The sequence below is a fragment of the Natrarchaeobius versutus genome (genome assembly GCF_041205745.1).
GTDB lineage: Archaea > Halobacteriota > Halobacteria > Halobacteriales > Natrialbaceae > Natrarchaeobius > Natrarchaeobius versutus.
In genome coordinates, this window is the sequence record NZ_JBGFCC010000010.1 from 50,366 (window position 1) to 68,874 (window position 18,509).

Genomic DNA, 18,509 nt, shown 5'->3' on the forward strand with positions numbered 1-18,509 from the left:
GAGGTCACGACGATGACGATCCACTCGAAGCAGTTTCACAATCTCTTCGGATCGATTGTTAGAGAGAGCCAACCCGGCTGGGGGAGTTGTAAGGCCCTTTTTTGTACGCTGGCGCGGCTAGTTCAATCGCAATGACTCACACCTGCTCGTCCTGTGACGCGGAGTTCGAATCGGTTGCGGCGCTCACCCAACACCTCCCGTTGCACCACGACACCTGCGCCGTCTGCAACGAAGCCTTCGACGATCGCGACTCGCTTCGCGATCACGTCCACGCGGCACACTGATCGACCCGACGGATTTGTGAATCAGATCGCGAGAGACGACGATTTTTCGGTTGCTCGAGTGAACCCAAGTGGTCGCTCGAGCGGATGCGAACAGTCGGCGTCGCTATGCGTTATGACGAGTCGATACAGAATCGGTGGCTGGAGGTAGATTTGAACTACGCCGTCACCCTCGCTTCGCTCGGGTGCCGTCTAGTTCAAACTACCACTACGCTATTTTCGACGCTCACGACACTCCTCGCTACGCTCGGAGTTATTGTTCGCGTCGAAAAGTAGCGGGAGGTAGATTTGAACTACCGATCTGCGGGTTATGAGCCCGCCGGAATCTCCTGGCTATCCCATCCCGCTGACTCAATCTAACCGAGTACCGTAGTTAAGGGTTGTGATTCGGGTGCCGTGTGGGGGTTTGTGGCGCTAGTCACGGTGTACCTTCCACGTGTAGAGACTTTCACAGGTGTAGTTGACGAAGAAACCGATCCCGACGCCGGCCGCGTTCGCCGCCAGGTACCAGACCCCGAAGCCGTATACCAGTCCCGTAAGTACCGAAATCGTCACGAGAAAGCCGGCGAATCGGACCGCGTTCGAACGGAGAAATCGCCTCCCGAGCGCTCGAGGGCCGACGGAGCCGAACTCGCTGAACGTCCAGCGTTCGTTGATCGCGAAGATGACGACGATCGATAGCTCCCACGAGATCGCCTTTCCGGCGACGGGACCGAGCGCCGTCCACTCGACGAGCGTGTAGAGGGCAACGAAATCGACGGTCGCACCGACGAAGCCGACGCCGGCAAACTGCGTCAGCCGCGTCGCCGACAACAGGGCTCGAGTCCGCATCTGGACGGCTTCGACGACTGAATCGATCATCGTGAGCTGTCGCCTTCGTTCGTGTAAACCGGCTACCGCCGCAAAAGCGTGCTGACTCGAGCGACGTAGTGAGGGGACACCCGACCGGCCGCTCGCGCTCTCGAGTGCTGATCGAGTTCCGACGGAGACGACCGCGGTGAAAAGTGCGAAAACCGCAAGAGGATTACCCTTCCACTTCGTCTCGACTGATATGAACGAGCCGCGGGTCGTCACGACGCTCGAGTCGTTTCGAGCCGCCGCTCGCGGGACCGACACCGACGATATGGACCCCCCGATTCGAATTCCCGTCGAAGCCCGTCTCACCGTCGACGATCCGTTCTTCGCCTATCGCCGAGCGCGCGAGGAGGACGACGACGGCGCCTACCTCGAGACGACCGGCGGCCAGCCCGGTTGGGGGTACTTCGGCGTCGATCCGGTCGACCGGCTCACCGTCGGACCGGAGGCGGCGACGCGGGACGATGACGACAGTCCGCCGACGCTCGCCGCGCTCGAGGGAGTGCTCGATTCGACCGAACTCGTCCGTGGCGACTGTGAGGTTCCCTACCCCTGTGGCGCCGTCGGCTGGCTCTCCTACGACGTCGCTCGTGAACTCGAGGATCTCCCCGAGTCGGCCGTCGACGATCGCGGACTGCCACGACTCGAGGTGCGCGTCTACGACGCGCTCGCGGCCTGGACGGAGCCGACCGACGGCGAGGTAACGCTCCGAGTGACGGCCTGTCCACGGATCGACCGCACCGAGGCCGACAGCGTAACGGCGGGAAAACTCGACGACGCGACGCTCGAGGCGGCCTACGAACGCGGCCGGGAACGGGCGCTTTCACTCGCACGCCGGGCGCTCGAGGGAGATCCAGCCGTCGGCGAGCCGCTCGTCGAGGCCGCGGAGGCGACTTTCGAGAGCGACTGCGGCCGCGAGGCGTTCGCCGACCGGGTCCGGCGGGTCAAAGAGTACGTCCGCGACGGCGATACGTTCCAGACGAACATCTCCCAGCGGCTGGTTGCGCCCGCCGCGGTCCACCCGGTCGCCGCTTACGACGCCCTCCGGCGGGTCAACCCCGCACCTTACTCCTGTCTGCTCGAGTTTCGCGCCGCCGACCTGGTGAGCGCGAGCCCCGAACTCTTGCTCGAGCGCGGGGAGCCACGCTCGTCACGTTCGCACACCTCGGACGCAAACTCGAGCGAACGGGAACCCCGAGCGGGCGACGACGACTTCGTCCGGACCGAACCGATCGCGGGGACCAGACCGCGGGGCGAGACGCCCGAAGCGGACGCCGACCTCGAGGCGGACCTGCTGGCAGACGAGAAAGAACGCGCCGAACACGCGATGCTGGTCGACCTCGAGCGAAACGACCTCGGGAAAGTCTGTGCGTACGGCTCCGTCGAGGTCGAGGAGTACCGCCGAATCGACCGCTACTCGGAGGTGATGCACCTCGTTTCGAACGTCACTGGCCGGCTCCGCCCGGACGCGACACTCGCCGACGCCATCGCCGCGACGTTCCCCGGGGGGACGATCACCGGCGCGCCCAAGCCGCGGACGATGGAGATCATCGACGAACTCGAGGCGACGCGTCGCGGCCCCTACACGGGCGGCGTCGGGATCTTCGGCTTCGACGGCCGTGCGACGCTCAACATCGTCATCCGGACGCTCGTCCGCCACGGCGCGGAGTACCACCTCCGGGTCGGGGCCGGTATCGTCCACGACTCCGAGCCCTACCGCGAGTACGACGAGACCCTGGACAAGGCGCGGGCGCTCATCACCGCCGTCGACGACGCGCTGGGCGAGCGGGCGGGGCTGGGGCTCGAGGCCGGCGGAGGTGAGGAACGTGAGTGATGAGCACGGCACCCGTGAGCGAGCATTGGCGAGCGAGCGGCCCAACGACCGATCGGAGGGAGGGAGGCAGGGTTTTCATCGTGCCAGGGACCGAGCGACAGCGAGTGACCGCGGCAAACGGTTGCTGGTCGTCGACAACTACGACTCGTTCGCGTACAACCTCGTTCAGTACGTCGGCGAAGTTGCCGACGAGGTGATCGTCCGGCGCAACGACGAGATCGATCTCGAGGGCGTTCGCGACCTCGAGCCGACCGGAATCGTCGTCTCTCCGGGGCCCGGTACCCCACAGGAGGCGGGGATCTCGATCCCGCTCTTTCGGGAGACGGAGTATCCCATCCTCGGCGTCTGTCTCGGCCACCAGGCGCTGTGTGCGGCAAACGGCGCACCCGTCGTCCACGCGCCGGAGGTCGTCCACGGGAAACCATCGGTCGTCTCCCACGACGGCGACGGGATCTTTTCGGGGCTCCCCGAGACGTTCCAGGTCGGCCGCTACCACTCGTTGGCGGTCGACCGCACCGACCTGCCGGATTCGCTCCTCGAGACGGCGCGGACGACCGACGAGCGCGGCGTCCTGATGGCGGTTCGTCACCGCGAGAACCCCCACGTCGGCGTCCAGTTCCACCCCGAATCGATTCTCACGCGAGGGCACGACGACGCCTCGAGTGGCGACGGCATCTCGCTTCGGGTCGGCAAACGGATGATCGAGAACTTCTGTCGATTCGCCTCTCATATCGAGTGAGAGTCGTGCTGAATACTGGGCGAGAACGTGCCACTGAGATGTGGCCCCATCTATGGAAGGTAGTTATTACACAGCACAGAACGTACACATAGGATCTGAGATAGAACAGGACGAGCGGGCGGAGGCTAATTGACGCTCTTCGAGAGTTCGGCTCCGGCCTTGAACATCACCGTGTTGGACGTATTCCCGTCGTCCACGAGGTGCAGACAATGTCCATCGAACGGGTAACACGAACAGTACACGTCACCGTCCGAGGACACGGTTTGTGCAACTTTCTCGGCAAGCTCGCCGTCGGGGATGATTCCTGAACGAACCGCTCGGTCGAGGCGCCCTGAGAACATCTGTGACCCAGCCGGTGAAACGTCGTCTGGCAACACGCGCCGAATGTCGTCCCCGTGGACACCACCAGATCTAGATATATTGATGTCCTGGATACTTGCCTTTCCTGCACCGCCCCCGCGACCCCTTCCAATCCCCGTCAGCACGGTCGTCGAGTCCTCGTAGAGACAGGACTCATCGATTACCCATCCACACGAGTAGAGGTACTGGTCGTTGTTCTTGTGGCGCTGGACGTGTAACAGCGCGGGGAACGGACACGGACACCCAGCCGGTTGCACGAGGACTTGACAGACCACGGTTGAAGTGGATGACGAAGGGCCACTTTCGCGCCCCCAATCATCCAGCCCATCGACGTCGGTCGGTCGTCCATCAGCGGTCACGCCAATCATCGACTTCTCGTCAGTAGCCGTCGGGGGCCTGTTTGTCACATTCACCACGACAACGCCTGAGTCGGACGCGAGTGCGTCGAGAGTACCGTCCGTGTGGGTTGGTCCAGAAATCGCCGTCGTAGAAGTGTGACCCCAGCAGTATACCGACTGCTCAGTTGACAAGCCTCCGGTATGCTGTGTGCACGATTCGTTCTCATCGTCGTCATCGTCGTCATCGTCTTCCTGTTCGGCGACAGCCGTCTCGTATTCATTACTCCCCCACGAGTAGACAGTTCCTTCACCATCCGCTCGGCCGGTGACGAACTCGATCAGGCTATTCGGAGTAACCAACGACTCGATACTCGGTCCGCCTCGTGGTGCCCGTGCATCCGGAAGCGTGATGACACACCGTTCACCCAACACGGGCTCGCCTTCGAGATACTCGTACATCCCACGTATCTCGTCATCACTCGCACCTGTTAGCCGTTGTAATCGTTCGGTCGAATTACTGGTCTGGTCGTCTTCATCGGATTCGTCATCTTCGTCGTCTTCATCGGGAATGCGACCGACCGCAGGAGGACAGCACTTATTCGAGCGTACGGAGTTGTAATCGTTTGCAGGGGCGACTTTCGCGTTCGTCATCCACGCTTCGAGTTCGATATCCCCGGAGAGAAACTGTTCTTCGACACGAACAGTCGGGGAGAATCGGATGGTGTCTCCAGCTGTAACGGGGATTAACTGGTCGTCTCGAATCCCGCCAAACATGGCAGCGGGTGATGCGCCGGTGTTCGTGGTCCTCGCAGCGACTTGATCAATACAGCCTGCGAGCCCGCCCACAGTGGCTAATCCAGCTGTGGCAAGAACGCTCCGGCGGGTTGTCGTAGTGTTTTTCATTATGATCATATATTAGAATATTCGAGAAGTATTAACTGTTGTCTTCAAATACCAGTGAGTTACCGACAGTGAGTTACCGAGATGTGAATACTGAAGCTGCTGAATACACGCTCTATATCCAGCAGACGACGTTCGGCAGAGTTCGGATAGATCGATAACTGCTCCGGTAATGCTTTCCTGTACGTATCAGATGGTCAATAATCCAGACCTCAAGGGCCATGGGTATCCGCCTCGACCGCTGATAAATCGTCACACAGGGGGTACGGGACCGATTCAATAACACACCCCTGGACAGTTTACCGACTCGAGGGAGTAGTGAACGATTCCCCATCGATACCGATGGCCGAGTCGTCAGCGTTCCCCGTCGATACCGATGGCCGAGTCGTCAGCGTTCCTCGTCGATCATCTCCACCTCGAGCGGGTCGGTGTCGATCACGATCAGGTAGCCGGCGTACGCGAAGCGGACGGTGACGTTCGCGCCGGACTCGAGGATCGCCGTCAGCGCGCCGGGGTCGACGACCTCGTACAGTGGCGGCAACGCCGTCCGATCGCACTCATCACGGGCCGCGACACGTGTGAGTACCGTGGAAATAGCTGGATGCATCGTGATCGTCGGGAAGCTGGATGATTCTCGCGGCGAACGTCGACTCACAATCGGGGCACGTGATCGGCCCGTCGGTCGTCGTCGCGCGGAGGTCGGTTCCACAATCGCAGTGAATGGTTATTCTCGAGGCCATGATTCTTTCGTCTACAGGCCCCGACGCGGCAGAATGCAACCCAGCGACGAACCGAACGCAGTCGCTTCCGGTCCGACGGGACGTCGGCAGGTCTTTATTTCGCCATCGTCAATGGTGGATTGCTCCCGCTACGCGGGGGCGAGTGTTTGAGCCGGAGTACATGCTTGGTGGCTGGACTCCGGCTCGGCGCACTTTCGTGCGCATTCATTGGGTACGCAATCATCCGTAAAGAACGTTAGGATGCTGACTGGTTTGTTTGATAAGTGTTGTTCCAGAGGCAAGAGACAGATCGTATTTCCTCTACTTGTAGAAGGTGTCATAGACCGATTCGCATGACGTTCCTTTCGTCCAATTTGGACAAAACTATCCGCTCACTACAGGTGCGTATTGAACACGGTGTTCGAATTAGATTGTGGGGCCGTGGTGAATCGCCCTACGGCGTTGGATTTGCCTAGCTCACAGCACTTTTAGCCAACGTCACCACTTTCCCAGTGAAGCGGGAGATTTTGGACATGAACCATCCGCCGTTTCCCGCTTCAACTCTCTAGTTCTAACGGATCAAATCGGCGCTGTCTGGTGATTCACCAGATCCAAGTATTCACCTCTGGCTCGGAGACGGCTAGTGGCTTCCCAAGCCTGAACGTGTGGGTCGAATCGATAGGGGTGTCTGATTCGACTCACACGTCGACGCTTGAGAGGATACTAGAGCTTTGAAAAGCCTGAAGGGATGAGTGAAACCGATTGCGACTGTCCGGTTTCACTCATCGGTCAACGGCTGGCGGAGTACTAGAAATCCGGGTGAAATCCACGATCTTGACAGGCTTCTCGTGGCTCGTGGATGGCGATAGCACGATCCGACAGAGGGCGGAAATCTACCCTCAGACCGTTTACTACGTCGAAACTGAGCATTCCGGTCGTACAGTCGAGGTGGACATCCATGACATACCCTGGCTTGACCATTCCCTTCTGAGTCGTGTACGCCTCCGACTCCCAGTCGATTGGTTCACCGGAATAATCGTCGTACGGTGGCTCGTACCCACCGCTTGTCGGGTCGAAAGCTGCGTAGTCTGCAGCCAGTCCGAGGACGAGCACGAGCGTGAACCCCATACCAATGACTGCAAACCCATACAGAACAGTGCGAACTGTCGATTCTCGTTTCACACGAGGGTATTCCCCCTGTTCGTCGATGGGCGTTTTTCCTAGCATTCTCGCATGCTTTATTACTATGGCCGCGAGAATCACGGGAGACTGCGTTGTCCCTGATGGGGCAAAGACGACCTCGAGAACGGAACTATGAGATATGCAACTGTACTGATTCGGTGGAACGACACGGAGTTGATGCCGGTCAACAGTGCCATCGCGGCTGAGCCGAATGTCCACCTCGAGGCAACGTACTACATCAACCCAATCGGCGGCGGAACGTACGCCGAACTGAGCCAGTTCCGGGGTGATATGAACCGCGCCGCGACGCTGTTCGAGACGAGTCCACAGGTCGAACAGTTTGCGATTCCGAACACGACTGACGGCATCACGTATCTCCAGTACGATACTGCGCCGCTCCTCGACGAACTGATGTCGCTTCTGTCCGACCATGCGGTTGTCATCTCGTGGCCGATCAGATCCACCCGAGACACGCGTGGTGTGCAACTCACTGTATTCGGTCCTGAGACCGTTCTCAGCGAGTTCTTCGCAGCGTTCCCGGACGGTGTCGATCTGACGCTCGAACGAGTCGGTGACTACCGGGGGGATCACTCGGACCCCATGGCGATGTTGACGGACCGACAGCACTTGGTGTTGGACACTGCAGTCCGACTGGGTTACTACGAGAGTCCACGGGGGGCAACCCACGAGGACCTGGCCGAGGAACTGGACATCGCCCTCGGAACCGTCGCTGAACATCTCCAGCGCATCGAGGCGACTGTCATGAATTCGCTGACCGGGCCGCAGTAAAGTGGTAGCCGTCTCCTCGAGACCACCGATGAGTGACCAACGTCCACGGTCGTACACCGACAACTCGGCGTTTGTACGCCTCCTCGAGACCGAAGGTCGGGTTCGCGTGCTGGACGTCCTGCTTCGACGGCCGGGCGTCGAACTGACGGCGGCCGACATTTCGAAACTCGCCGGGATCGACGAGTCGACGTTCAGCCGGAACAAGGACGTCCTCGAGTCGTTCGACATCGTCGAAACCGAGTACCGGGACGGCCACGCGGTCTACACGCTCAACACGGAGAGCGAAATCGTGGAGGTGCTGGCTGGCTCACACGGAACTGGTCCGGTTCGAGCCGGATCTCGTCGACAACGCAACCGGCGACGACGCCGTCGAAAAGTTACTGTCGACGATCGAAACGTCGGCCAGTGAGAAGGACGATTCCGACGACGATATCGAGAGCGTGCGTACTGTAGCCAGAGCGGTCGGGATGGTCGATAGCTGATGATCGAACGAGACCTCGAGAAGGGATTCAGCCCGGCGTATCACATCCTCCAGTTTCTGAACAGCGCTACCGGCGAACTGGAAGCGCAGTTCTTCGAGAAGGACCCGGTTGCGATTCCGGACGTCGGGTGTGCCGTCTCGCTCGGTGAGATCGACGGCGTCAACGATGACGGTCTCGAGTACGATTCCGAGAAGAAATTCGAGGTGGAAGACGTCGAGTACCGGTACGACCTAGCGAAGGATGTCGATGAAAAAGACCGGCTCATTGTCCGAGTGACAGTTACCGTGTCTCTACGGGAGTGATACGGTTTGCTGTCAGTCATTTCCGGTGCGACCGCGACCCGTCCTGCGGTCGCACCGGTAAATCGGTACAGCAAACCGTATGAGTCGGCCGAGCGCCACCAATTGGAAGGTCGAGATTCGGTTCCCAGACGGGACTGTCGAAGAATTACAGCGCGTTCCAACGGCCGATCTTCACAGACATTGCTACATGGTAACGTATAACGTCACACTCGTCCTACGAGGACTAGCGCTCACTAACACGGAGTCGGGACTCAGGGGGTCTTGATGGGGCGTAGGAGGTCAGAAAATGGCAACGTCACCAAGAGACAGCGGTGTGGCAGCAATCGAACGATTACAAGAGACACATCGAGGGAAACTGATTCGACCCAGCGACGAGGCCTTTGACGACGCTCGAGCGATTTATAACGGGATGATCGACAAGCGGCCCGGACTGATCGCTCAGTGTACCGATATCGCGGATGTGATCGCATCCGTGACGTTCGCGCAGGAACACGACTACGAGATTGCGATTCGCAGCGGCGGTCACAGCGGGCCGGGATTGGCTCTCGTCGACGACGGGTTGGTCATCGATCTGTCGGCAATGACGGGTATCCGTGTGAATCCCGACGCGAAGTCCGTGCGCGTCGAAGCCGGATGCACCTGGGGCGATGTCGATCACGCCACCCATGCGTTCGGGCTGGCGACGGTCAGCGGCGTCGTCTCCACGACCGGCGTTGGCGGCTTGACCCTCGGTGGTGGCCACGGCTATCTGACCCGTAAATATGGATTGACGATCGACAATCTGCGAAGTGCGGACGTCGTGCTGGCCGACGGCCGGCTCGTCCATGCAAGCGAAGACGAGAACGCGGACCTGTTCTGGGCACTGCGCGGCGGTGGTGGCAACTTCGGCGTCGTCACCTCCTTCGAGTTCCAATTACATCCCGTCGAGACGGTGATCGCTGGACCGATGCTCTGGCCGATCGAGAAGCTGGACGAGACATTGCGCTGGTACCGCGAGTGGCTTCCACAGGCTCCAGAAGACGTCTACGCGTTCTACCTGACGGCCGAAGTACCGGGCGAGCCCTTCCCGGAAGCGATCCACGGGGAGAACGTTTGCGGGTTACTGTGGTGTTACACGGGGCCGGAAGACGAAGCCGATACCGTCGTTCAACCGGCGCGTGACGTCGCTGAGCCGTTGTTCGAGCACGTCGGGCCGATCCCCTATCCAGCGCTCCAGAGCATGTTCGACGATCTCTACCCAGCTGGCGACCAATGGTACTGGAAAGGAGACTTCGTTCGCGAGATAACCGACGACATCGTAGCTGAACACCAACGCTTCGCGGAGGTGCCGACAGCACAGTCGACCATGCACCTCTATCCGATCGACGGTGCCGTCCACGATGTCGCCGAGGACGAAACCGCGTGGAACTACCGTGACGCGACCTGGTCGATGGTCATCGCTGGCGTCGACCGAGACCCGGCCAACCGCGAGCGGATCACCGAATGGGCCCGTAACTACTGGGAAGCGTTACACCCCCATTCGGCGGGCGCATCGTACCTCAACTTCATGATGGAAGAGGGCCCAGATCGGATTCGGGCCACCTACGGTGACAACTACGAGCGACTGCAAGAGATCAAGGCCAAGTACGATCCGGATAACGTCTTCCACGTGAACCAGAATATCGAACCGGCCGATTGAGACGTATTCTCAGCGTTTCTCACCCTCCGCATTTCAACTGATTCGGCCAACGTTGGGTCTCGTATTCACCCCCTTTTGCCATCACAATCATATTCGACAAAAGTAGCCCTCTAATGGTCTATGTCGTGATGCCAGTTCTCCACACCCGTCGACCGGTGCGGGCGCGTTCGCTAGGCGAGGTGGTACGCGACGCTCGGACGGACGATACTGCCGCCCACGACGACGCATCTCGTCTCGACTATCTCTCGGTAACTCGAGCAGTGGTTTGATAGTACCGTGGGAGCGACGAACGTGTAGAACCGATCCCGACCGAATCCATGACCGACGACCCACTGTACCACGTCGACGGCGACCTCGAGCCCGCGAGCGAGGCGACCGTCAGCGTCGACGACCGGGGCTTTCGGTACGGCGACGCCGCCTTCGAGACGATACGGGCCTACGGGGGATCGATCTTCCGCTGGGACGCCCACGTCGAGCGCCTCGAGCGTACCTGCGCCGCACTCTCGCTCGAGTACGGCCTCTCCGCGGACGACCTCAGAACGCGGATCGACGAGACGCTCGCGGCGAACGACCTCGCGGACGCCTACGTCCGGCTGTCGATCACCCGCGGCGTCCAGCCCGGGAAGCTGACGCCCCGCCCCGAGGTCGATCCGACGGTCGTGATCTACGTCAAACCGCTCCCCCGCGGGGGGCTCGAGGGCGAACCGGTCTGGGACGAACCGGCGGTCGTCCGGTCGGTCGACACCCGCCGCGTCCCCAAGGAGGCGATTCCGGCCGGTGCGAAGACCCACAACTACCTCAACGGAATCCTCGCGCGGACGGAGCTTCGATCGACGGCCGACGAGCGCGAGACCGACGGGGCCACCTCCGACGACGCCCTCCCCGACGAAGCGCTCATGTCCGACCTCGAGGGGAACGTCGCCGAGGGGGCAACGAGTAACCTGTTTTTCGTCCGGGACGGAACGCTCCTGACGCCGTCGACCGACTGCGACGTGCTCCCGGGGATCACCCGCGAAACCGTCCTCGAGCTGGCCGCCGAGGCCGACGTCCCGACTCGAGAGGGCCGGTACGACCTCGTGGGCGTGCTCGAGGCCGACGAGGCGTTTCTCACGAACCGGACCTGGGAACTGCGGCCGGTCGCGAGCCTCGACGGGACGGAGATCGGTGGCGGCCCGGTGACGGATCGCCTCTCGAGGCTGTACGACGAACGCGTCGAGGAGACCTGTTACTGATACGGTTTACTGTTAGCCAGTTCCAGCGCAACCGCCGCCTGGGTCACGGTTGCAACCGTGGACTCGCTGCACTCCTCCACCAAGACTCGTCTCATCCGGTTCGACTCACCGCCGGGACATCGGGACAGGAATCCGTATGCGGCCGCGCTGGGCAGGGTTCAATTACGGACTCGTTGGGACTTCGCTCTGCGTAGCCGTCCCCACCTGATACGGTCTCCTGTCAGTCAGTTCCGGTGCGACCGCGACCCGTCCTGCAGTCACACCGGTACATCGTTACACCAAACCGTATGAGAAGACGGAGTTCCGAGAGGTCACTCTTCGAAGCTTGCTCGCCGGTCGGGTACAGAGTCGGGATTGTCCATCGATGCATCACCATCACGAACCGAGATGCTCACTGTGGGATCGTTGCGAATCTGAACGACGTAATCCAGGTAGGTGAACTCGATTTCCACCTCTTCGGGGTTCGAGTCCGAACCTGCCTGGACGAGCGAGTCAAGCGCATCCGGATCGACGACGCTAAACAGGGGTGGGGATAACTCGGTCGGTGAGACGCCCTCCTTCCGGGCCACCGTTTCAACGACCCGGTACGACGGAACGTGTGAATCCATTACCGACTCTACGGTTGTGATAAGACATTAATGTTGCCCCGGATATGACGTTTTTCTCGAGTATACGCCCCGAATGTGCAAAATTCACAGTCCTGTTCGTGGTCTGATCAGCTCAAACTCGCCACCGTCGCCGTGTGGGATACCACCGGTGTGGATCCGCACAACGCGGACGAAGATTCATACAGGTAGCAGGTCTGTACAAACCCATGAACCAAGTCGCAATCGACGAGGTCGATCGCGGGATCCTGTTCTTGCTCCAGAAAGACGCTCGGAACATCACGATCGCCGAGATTGCACCGCTCGTCGAGTTGATGATCGCAAACCGGAACGAACTGCCAGCGGGCTGGCCGTAGGTTGGAGACGTTCCGGTGTGGGCACCAGTTTCGGACGACAGTGTAGCTCTGTTGGGGGGGACAGTCGGTGTCCGGGACCAACAGAGCCACGGTCCGTCGAGCGGTTGACACTCCGAAATCGAGCCGAATCTCGTGTGGCATTCGCGCTGTATACTCAACACGACCGTTAGCACCCATCACTGGCGAGGATTTCGAAGCGCCACCCCCAGTTGCCCGGATGCGTTAGGCACCTTCAGAGCGTCAGTTGACAGCGGCCGCCGACTCCGAACAGCATCCAGAGCAGTTCACGAGCCGAACAGGAACAACCGAAGCCCGAGGGCGACCAGCACGAGTCCGGACGCCCACCGAACGCCGTCGGCGACGCGGGGGCGGGACACGAGCAACCGTCGCAGTCGACCGGCGGCGAGCGCCACCGATCCGAGATAGAGCATGGTGAGCACCGCGTACAGCCCGCCTAAGAGCAATAGCTGGAGTTCGACCAGCCGATCACCGACGAACTGTGGGAGAAACGCGAGAAAGAACAGCGCCACCTGCGGATTGAGGACGTTGACGGTGATCGCCTCCGGAAACGGGTGAGACGAACTCGAGTCGGCCGCAGTCGCCCCAGGATCCCCTCGTTCGGCGGAGGCGACGACGAGCCCGTCGTCGCGGATCGTACGAACGCCGAGGAAGACGAGATAGGCCGCACCGAGGTACGTAACGGCGAGGAAGGCGGTACTCGAGGCCCGAAAGAGCGCGGCGAGGCCGACGACCGCCCCGAGCGTGTGGACCACGACTCCCGCGCTGGTGCCGGCCGCCGAGGCGAACCCGACGCGACTCCCCTCGCCGAAACTCCGCGTGAGGACGTAGATCGTGTCCGGCCCGGGAGAGAGGATCATCGCCCCCGCGGCGACCAGATAGAGCGCGAGTACCGTCGGGTCGATCATACCGATTCGACACCCGTCTTGTTCACCTCCCAGTTTACCGGATCGTCAGCCGACGACGGACGCGGAGTTGGCGTAAACGAAACGATGGACGAGCGTGGAAGCACGCCCGGCCAGCATCGAGCGACGACGCAATCCAATCGTCAGCCCTCGGACTCGAGTGCCGTCCGGTCCGGATCGTCCTGGTCTGGCGTCTCGAGGAGTTCCCGGTCGGTTCCCTCGAGTTCGAGGACGAACTCGGCGCCGAACGCGCTGGCGGGCGTCTGGAACCCGGGTGGAACCGGATCGAAACCGGATCGATTCGTTCCCGCGAGGAGGCGTTCAGTAGCCGACACAGCGGCGTCGGCGGTGAGCGCGTAGACGTTGGGTGTGCGGAGACGCGCACTCGCTCGACGACTCGCGTCGTCTTCCGCCGACTGGTCGATAACTTCCCCCCAGACGCTGACGGTCTCCTCGCGAAGCCGTCGATCGCCGGGCCCCGTCACGACGGCGTCGATCCCGTGGCGTAACGCGGCTCGAACGGGACCGACCTCGAGCACGCGGCGAAACGGGTCGGTTGCCCGCATCGCCATCGAGGCTCCCGAGGGCATCGCGGCGTACACCTCGACCGACTCGATCCCGGTGTGCCAGGGGGCGGTGACGACGTCCCCGAGCGGGATCGTCGCGGCGTGTTCGGGTCCGTCACCGAAGTCGATCTCGCGGGTTCGAAACGCCGGTGGGACCTGGACGAGCCGACCGTTTCGTCGAACGACACCGCGTTCTCCGGCCAGTTCGAGCACGGTCAGCGCGGTCCCTCTCGAGGGCGACGCGTCGGCGCGTACGCCTAACGCGAGCCGGTCGGCCGACGGCAGTTGCTCGTGGAGAAACGCCGCGAGACAGTCCGTCGGCACGACGTCGAACCCCACTCCTGGCAACAGCGTCACTCCGGCCGCTCGAGCGTCCTGGTCGCGCTGGCGCAGTCGCTCGAACACCGGGAACTCGCCGGTGACGTCGAGGTAGTCCGTTTCGGCTTCGAGACACGCCGAAACCAGCGGATCGACCGTATCGACGAAGGGGCCGGCGCAGTTCAATACGGCGTCGAACGCCTCGAGGTGAGAGACGAGATCGCTCGTCTCGAGGTCGAGGACACGTCCCTCGAGGCCGAGTTCGTTGGCCTGCCGTGTTACCTTCGTCCCGTCGCGACCGGCGACGACCGGGGACATCCCCCGCGAGACGGCTTCGCGGGTGATCAACGTCCCCGTATAGCCGTACGAGCCGTAGATCAGAAGAGAGACCATAGCCGGCGTTGGTCGGTCGCAGTGATAAAGCTCCGTCAGACACCGATCACGAAATCGCCGCGGGTGAGACGAGATCGCGCTCCTGATCGTACTCGAGCAAGCCAGCGTCGACCAACCGTGGCAGGTGGTCGTGGTACAACGAGATGTAGACGTCGGCGACGTGTTCGGCCGATAGCTCCGGTACGGGCGTCCCGGTTTCGCGGACGGCAACCTCCTCGGCGGCGTCCGGTAGCGTAAGCGACTCCCCGTAGGTCTGCATGACTCGGACGAACGAGCGACGACGCCCGTCGGCGAGAAGCTCCAGGCTTTCGTCGACCGCTTCGGGTGAGTTCTCCTGGCCCTCGAGCCACTCGAGGACTGCGAGTACGAACTCGGTACGATCGAACGTCGGGTGAGACGGTGCAGTCATTCGTATTCTCCAACCCCTCAAACAGGATGCCGGACGACCGGAAACGGACGCGAAAATCGGCGGTCGTCAGCCAGCCGCGAGCGACGACACCCGTTCGAGAGATCCTACTGGTTCGTCTCCCTCTACGTAAATATTAGTGTCGAATCGCTCGGACAGATGACGGCCCGCGTGAGTGTTCGCATCCAATTACTGTTCGATCGTAAACGTCGGCTCGGCGATCGACTCGCTCTTACACGACGGACACCGGGACGGGAGATTGAGTAGCTGATCGAAGTCGTCGAATCCACAATCGCGACACGTCGGGGGTGCGACGAGGAGCTGTTCGTCGCCGCCGTCGACCGAGCGTGCAACGTGTTCGACGTGGTTGACGACGGCGTGTGGCACCAGATCGAACGTCGCCGCGAGTTCGCTCGGCGTTGCCGCCTCTCGACGCAGGGCGTCGGCGAGTCGTTGTCGCGTCGTTTCGTCGGCTTCACGCATACCTACGAAGTGAGCGCGGAGGTATACGACTGTTCTGTTCACGAAAGGGGAAGTAACTTACATCACGCTCCCGAACCTAACTTCATGAAGGCCGTCGTGCTTGCGGGCGGGTACGCGACCCGAATGTGGCCGATCACGAAACATCGGCCCAAGATGTTCCTCCCGATCGGCGACTCGACCGTCGTCGACCGAATCTTTGCGGAACTCGAGGCGGACGAGCGGATCGACGCGGTGTACGTCAGCACGAACGAACGCTTCGCCGCCGAGTTCGAGTCTCACCTCGCGGACAGCGAGTTCGAAAAGCCCCGACTCTCGATCGAGGAGACGACCGAGGAAGACGACAAGTTCGGCGTCGTCGGTGCGCTCGCCCAGCTGATCGACCGCGAGGGGATCGACGACGACTTGCTCGTGATCGCCGGAGACAACCTCATCAGCTTCGCCGTATCCGACTTTCTCGACTACTTCGAGCGGACGGACGCGCCGACGCTCGCCGCCTACGACGTCGGATCGCGTGAAAAGGCCAAATCGTACGGGCTCGTCGAACTCGAGGGCGAACGCGTCGTCGACTTCCAGGAGAAGCCGGACGATCCGAAGAGTACCCTCGTCTCGATCGCCTGCTATGCGTTCCCCCGGGATGCACTCTCCTTGCTTCCCACCTACCTCGAGGAGGGGAACAACCCGGACGAACCGGGCTGGTTCGTCCAGTGGCTCCAGAACCGTGAACCGACCTACGCCTACACGTTCGAGGGCGCGTGGTTCGATATCGGTACGCCCGAAAGCTATCTCGACGCCGTCGCCTGGCACCTCGACGGAGAGTCACTCGTCGCCGAGTCGGCGACCCTCGAGAACGCAACGATCGGCGCGAACGTCCACGTGATGGACGGCGTCACGCTCGAGGAAACCAATCTCGAGCACGCGGTCATCTTCCCGGACGCGACCGTCGAAAACGGCGACATCAGACGATCGATCATCGACGAAGGGACGCGACTCGAGGACCTCGACCTCGCGGGCGCGCTGATCGGCGCGCACACGACGATTACGAACGGGCAGTAGCTGATAGTAGTCTCGTTCCGTCATTGACTTTCGCTCGTACTCGGGCGGTCAGTAAACCAGTTCGACGATTATTATAACCGTCACGGCGAAATTATCGATTATCGTCGCCACGATCGAAGACGGCGGTCAATCTTCAAAGAACGCAACAATGACGGACTCGAGTGTCGGTCCACCGATTTCGTCGGCGAAAAAGTCAATAATCGCTTGTTCGAGTTGTGGACCGCCTATTCTACCGTCGCCGCCAGCACGGAGATCGACGAGATACTCCATATCGACGTTGTCGTCGGGTGATTCGTCGTCAGTCTCGTAACCGCTGTCGGTAACTTTCACCCGACTCTCGAAGTAATCATCGACCCCATCCAAAGAAACAGAAAAGATATACTCTCCCTCGGAGAGGCCGCTCAGGATGTCTTCGAACGAGATCGTGGCATTCCCTCCACTGTCGACCTCGAGCGATTTCGTTTTTCGGTAGACGACGGTACCGTCGTCGTCGACCACCGCGGTGGTAACGTCTCCCTCGGTTGCCGTCTCGCCATCGTTTTCGACGGTTGCAACGACATCGAACTGGCCGTCGATCCTCCCGGAACGCCAGACGACGTGTTCGAGTGCCAGCGACGGCTCTGGAACATCGGGTGCCGCCGCAGGATAAGCGGACATCCCGTACGGTCCGTGACCGTACGGTCGAGCGTCATCCATCTCCGCCGATCCGGACGAAGCGGCCGTAGCGTGCGTACTCACTGCGAGGGCGGTAGTAGCACCCAACATCGTTCGGCGCGTCAGATCCATATATACTGGTGAAATTCAAATTATATTAATATTCCGGATGGCAGAATACGCTCGAGTCAGTGAACCGCACACACGGTCGCGAAGGTCGGCTCCTCGCTCTCCACGGAGGGCGCTGAAATCGTGACGGCCCCGAGGCGCAATAAACATTTAACCGGGGGAGCCCTTAGCCTCAATCATGCTCGAGGTCTTCCTCGATAACATGCCGGTGGTGCTCCTGTCGGTGGGACTCATACTGATGGCGCTGGAGGCCTTATCGCCCGGCGCACACCTGATCGTCATCGGCGTCGCCCTCGTAGGGGCGGGGTTGATCGGCGTCCTCTTCCCGTGGCCACTCAGCCCGTTCGTCCTCGCAGGGCTGACACTGTTGATCGGACTGGCCGCGACGTACGTCTACCGCGAGTTCGACTTCTACGGCGGCAAGGGAACGCCACAGACGAAAGATTCAGGCTCGCTCGCGGGGACGACCGGATACGTCACCGAGACGGTTACGACTCGAAATGGAGAGGTGAAACTCGACGAAGGCGGGTTCGCGCCGTACTACAGCGCTCGAACCACCAGCGGAACGATCGAGGAAGGCGAGGAAATCATCGTTCTCGACCCGGGCGGCGGAAACGTACTCACGGTCGAATCCCTGGGTTCGATCGGTGAGGACGATATCGATCGTGCACTCGCGAAAGATGCGGCGGCCGAACCCTCCTCCGCCGACGCCAATGCCAACGCCGACGCCGACGAATCGACGAACGCGTCGACGGACGCGACGGCCGAACGCGAAACAGAGAAGTCGAGTTGACCCCCTCTCGAGCGACGACACGCCTTCGTATCCACACGTTCGAGGGAACGAACGACTTTTGGCGACTGTCCTCGTCGACGGCCCGTCTCCGATCCATTACTGTTCCAATATGTCTGTCAAATAAGGGAACGCTTTTCCC

21 protein-coding genes and 1 tRNA gene are annotated in these 18,509 nt (G+C 61.2%); 11 read left to right on the forward strand and 11 right to left on the reverse strand.

The window, feature by feature from the left end:
* Nucleotides 1-131: 131 nt before the first annotated feature.
* Nucleotides 132-284, forward strand: coding sequence for a C2H2-type zinc finger protein (locus AB7C87_RS19880; RefSeq protein ID WP_149082910.1), 153 nt, complete (start codon nt 132-134; stop codon nt 282-284).
* Between the two features lie 270 nt (nt 285-554).
* On the opposite strand, the gene AB7C87_RS19885 is transcribed toward AB7C87_RS19880, so the two are convergent.
* A tRNA-Met gene (locus AB7C87_RS19885) sits at nt 555-629 on the reverse strand.
* Between the two features lie 66 nt (nt 630-695).
* Entirely contained in the window at nt 696-1,142 is a 447-nt protein-coding gene (locus tag AB7C87_RS19890) for a GtrA family protein (protein ID WP_369731253.1), read from the reverse strand.
* Nucleotides 1,143-1,332: 190 nt separating this feature from the next.
* On the opposite strand from AB7C87_RS19890, the gene AB7C87_RS19895 reads away from it, so the two are divergent.
* A complete protein-coding gene (locus tag AB7C87_RS19895; protein ID WP_369731254.1) occupies nt 1,333-2,970 on the forward strand; it encodes an anthranilate synthase component I family protein in 1,638 nt (545 codons plus the stop codon).
* 121 nt (nt 2,971-3,091) lie between these two features.
* Nucleotides 3,092-3,709 (forward strand): anthranilate synthase component II, encoded by a 618-nt coding sequence (locus AB7C87_RS19900; protein ID WP_369731433.1) that lies wholly within the window; start codon nt 3,092-3,094, stop codon nt 3,707-3,709.
* Between the two features lie 125 nt (nt 3,710-3,834).
* Here AB7C87_RS19900 and AB7C87_RS19905 read toward each other — a convergent pair whose 3' ends face one another.
* From AB7C87_RS19905 to AB7C87_RS19915, 3 genes are all read right to left on the reverse strand, one after another.
* Nucleotides 3,835-5,310 carry a hypothetical protein gene (locus tag AB7C87_RS19905; protein ID WP_369731255.1) on the reverse strand — a complete coding sequence of 492 codons (1,476 nt, stop codon included), beginning with the start codon at nt 5,308-5,310 and terminating at the stop codon, nt 3,835-3,837.
* Nucleotides 5,311-5,695: 385 nt separating this feature from the next.
* A complete protein-coding gene (locus AB7C87_RS19910; protein ID WP_369731256.1) occupies nt 5,696-5,914 on the reverse strand; it encodes a HalOD1 output domain-containing protein in 219 nt (72 codons plus the stop codon).
* Nucleotides 5,915-6,833: 919 nt separating this feature from the next.
* The gene (locus AB7C87_RS19915) at nt 6,834-7,289 is read right to left on the reverse strand and encodes a hypothetical protein (protein WP_369731257.1); all 456 of its coding nucleotides are present in this window, start codon (nt 7,287-7,289) and stop codon (nt 6,834-6,836) included.
* A gap of 51 nt (nt 7,290-7,340) precedes the next feature.
* On the opposite strand from AB7C87_RS19915, the gene AB7C87_RS19920 reads away from it, so the two are divergent.
* The 5 genes from AB7C87_RS19920 (at nt 7,341) to AB7C87_RS19940 (ending at nt 11,691) form a co-directional block, all read left to right on the forward strand.
* The gene (locus AB7C87_RS19920) at nt 7,341-7,997 is read left to right on the forward strand and encodes a helix-turn-helix domain-containing protein (protein ID WP_369731258.1); all 657 of its coding nucleotides are present in this window, start codon (nt 7,341-7,343) and stop codon (nt 7,995-7,997) included.
* A gap of 28 nt (nt 7,998-8,025) precedes the next feature.
* On the forward strand, nt 8,026-8,406 hold the full coding sequence (locus AB7C87_RS19925; protein ID WP_369731259.1) for a winged helix-turn-helix domain-containing protein: 381 nt from the start codon (nt 8,026-8,028) through the stop codon (nt 8,404-8,406).
* Between the two features lie 72 nt (nt 8,407-8,478).
* Nucleotides 8,479-8,781, forward strand: coding sequence for a hypothetical protein (locus AB7C87_RS19930; RefSeq protein ID WP_369731260.1), 303 nt, complete (start codon nt 8,479-8,481; stop codon nt 8,779-8,781).
* Nucleotides 8,782-9,067: 286 nt separating this feature from the next.
* Nucleotides 9,068-10,459: an FAD-binding oxidoreductase gene (locus tag AB7C87_RS19935; protein ID WP_369731261.1), complete on the forward strand. Its 1,392-nt coding sequence runs from the start codon at nt 9,068-9,070 to the stop codon at nt 10,457-10,459.
* Nucleotides 10,460-10,776: 317 nt separating this feature from the next.
* Nucleotides 10,777-11,691: an aminotransferase class IV gene (locus AB7C87_RS19940; protein WP_369731262.1), complete on the forward strand. Its 915-nt coding sequence runs from the start codon at nt 10,777-10,779 to the stop codon at nt 11,689-11,691.
* 311 nt (nt 11,692-12,002) lie between these two features.
* Here the strand turns inward: AB7C87_RS19940 and AB7C87_RS19945 are convergent, their stop codons facing one another.
* Complete coding sequence (locus AB7C87_RS19945; protein WP_369731263.1) at nt 12,003-12,299, reverse strand: HalOD1 output domain-containing protein; 297 nt, start codon at nt 12,297-12,299, stop codon at nt 12,003-12,005.
* A 206-nt stretch (nt 12,300-12,505) separates the two neighbouring features.
* Here AB7C87_RS19945 and AB7C87_RS19950 point away from each other — a divergent pair, with 206 nt between their 5' ends.
* Nucleotides 12,506-12,652, forward strand: a complete 147-nt coding sequence (locus AB7C87_RS19950) for a winged helix-turn-helix transcriptional regulator (RefSeq protein ID WP_369731264.1) — start codon at nt 12,506-12,508, stop codon at nt 12,650-12,652.
* A gap of 284 nt (nt 12,653-12,936) precedes the next feature.
* On the opposite strand, the gene AB7C87_RS19955 is transcribed toward AB7C87_RS19950, so the two are convergent.
* The 4 genes from AB7C87_RS19955 to AB7C87_RS19970 form a co-directional block, all read right to left on the reverse strand.
* Entirely contained in the window at nt 12,937-13,578 is a 642-nt protein-coding gene (locus AB7C87_RS19955; protein ID WP_369731265.1) for a LysE family translocator, read from the reverse strand.
* A gap of 140 nt (nt 13,579-13,718) precedes the next feature.
* The gene (locus AB7C87_RS19960) at nt 13,719-14,852 is read right to left on the reverse strand and encodes a saccharopine dehydrogenase family protein (protein WP_369731266.1); all 1,134 of its coding nucleotides are present in this window, start codon (nt 14,850-14,852) and stop codon (nt 13,719-13,721) included.
* Nucleotides 14,853-14,898: 46 nt separating this feature from the next.
* Nucleotides 14,899-15,261: a DUF7344 domain-containing protein gene (locus tag AB7C87_RS19965; RefSeq protein WP_369731267.1), complete on the reverse strand. Its 363-nt coding sequence runs from the start codon at nt 15,259-15,261 to the stop codon at nt 14,899-14,901.
* 186 nt (nt 15,262-15,447) lie between these two features.
* On the reverse strand, nt 15,448-15,741 hold the full coding sequence (locus tag AB7C87_RS19970) for a transcriptional regulator (protein ID WP_369731268.1): 294 nt from the start codon (nt 15,739-15,741) through the stop codon (nt 15,448-15,450).
* Nucleotides 15,742-15,825: 84 nt separating this feature from the next.
* Between AB7C87_RS19970 and AB7C87_RS19975 the strand changes: the two genes are divergently transcribed.
* On the forward strand, nt 15,826-16,794 hold the full coding sequence (locus tag AB7C87_RS19975) for a nucleotidyltransferase family protein (RefSeq protein WP_369731269.1): 969 nt from the start codon (nt 15,826-15,828) through the stop codon (nt 16,792-16,794).
* 126 nt (nt 16,795-16,920) lie between these two features.
* Here the strand turns inward: AB7C87_RS19975 and AB7C87_RS19980 are convergent, their stop codons facing one another.
* A complete protein-coding gene (locus AB7C87_RS19980) occupies nt 16,921-17,580 on the reverse strand; it encodes a hypothetical protein (RefSeq protein ID WP_369731270.1) in 660 nt (219 codons plus the stop codon).
* A gap of 175 nt (nt 17,581-17,755) precedes the next feature.
* Between AB7C87_RS19980 and AB7C87_RS19985 the strand changes: the two genes are divergently transcribed.
* Entirely contained in the window at nt 17,756-18,370 is a 615-nt protein-coding gene (locus tag AB7C87_RS19985; protein ID WP_369731271.1) for an NfeD family protein, read from the forward strand.
* Nucleotides 18,371-18,509 lie beyond the last annotated feature (139 nt).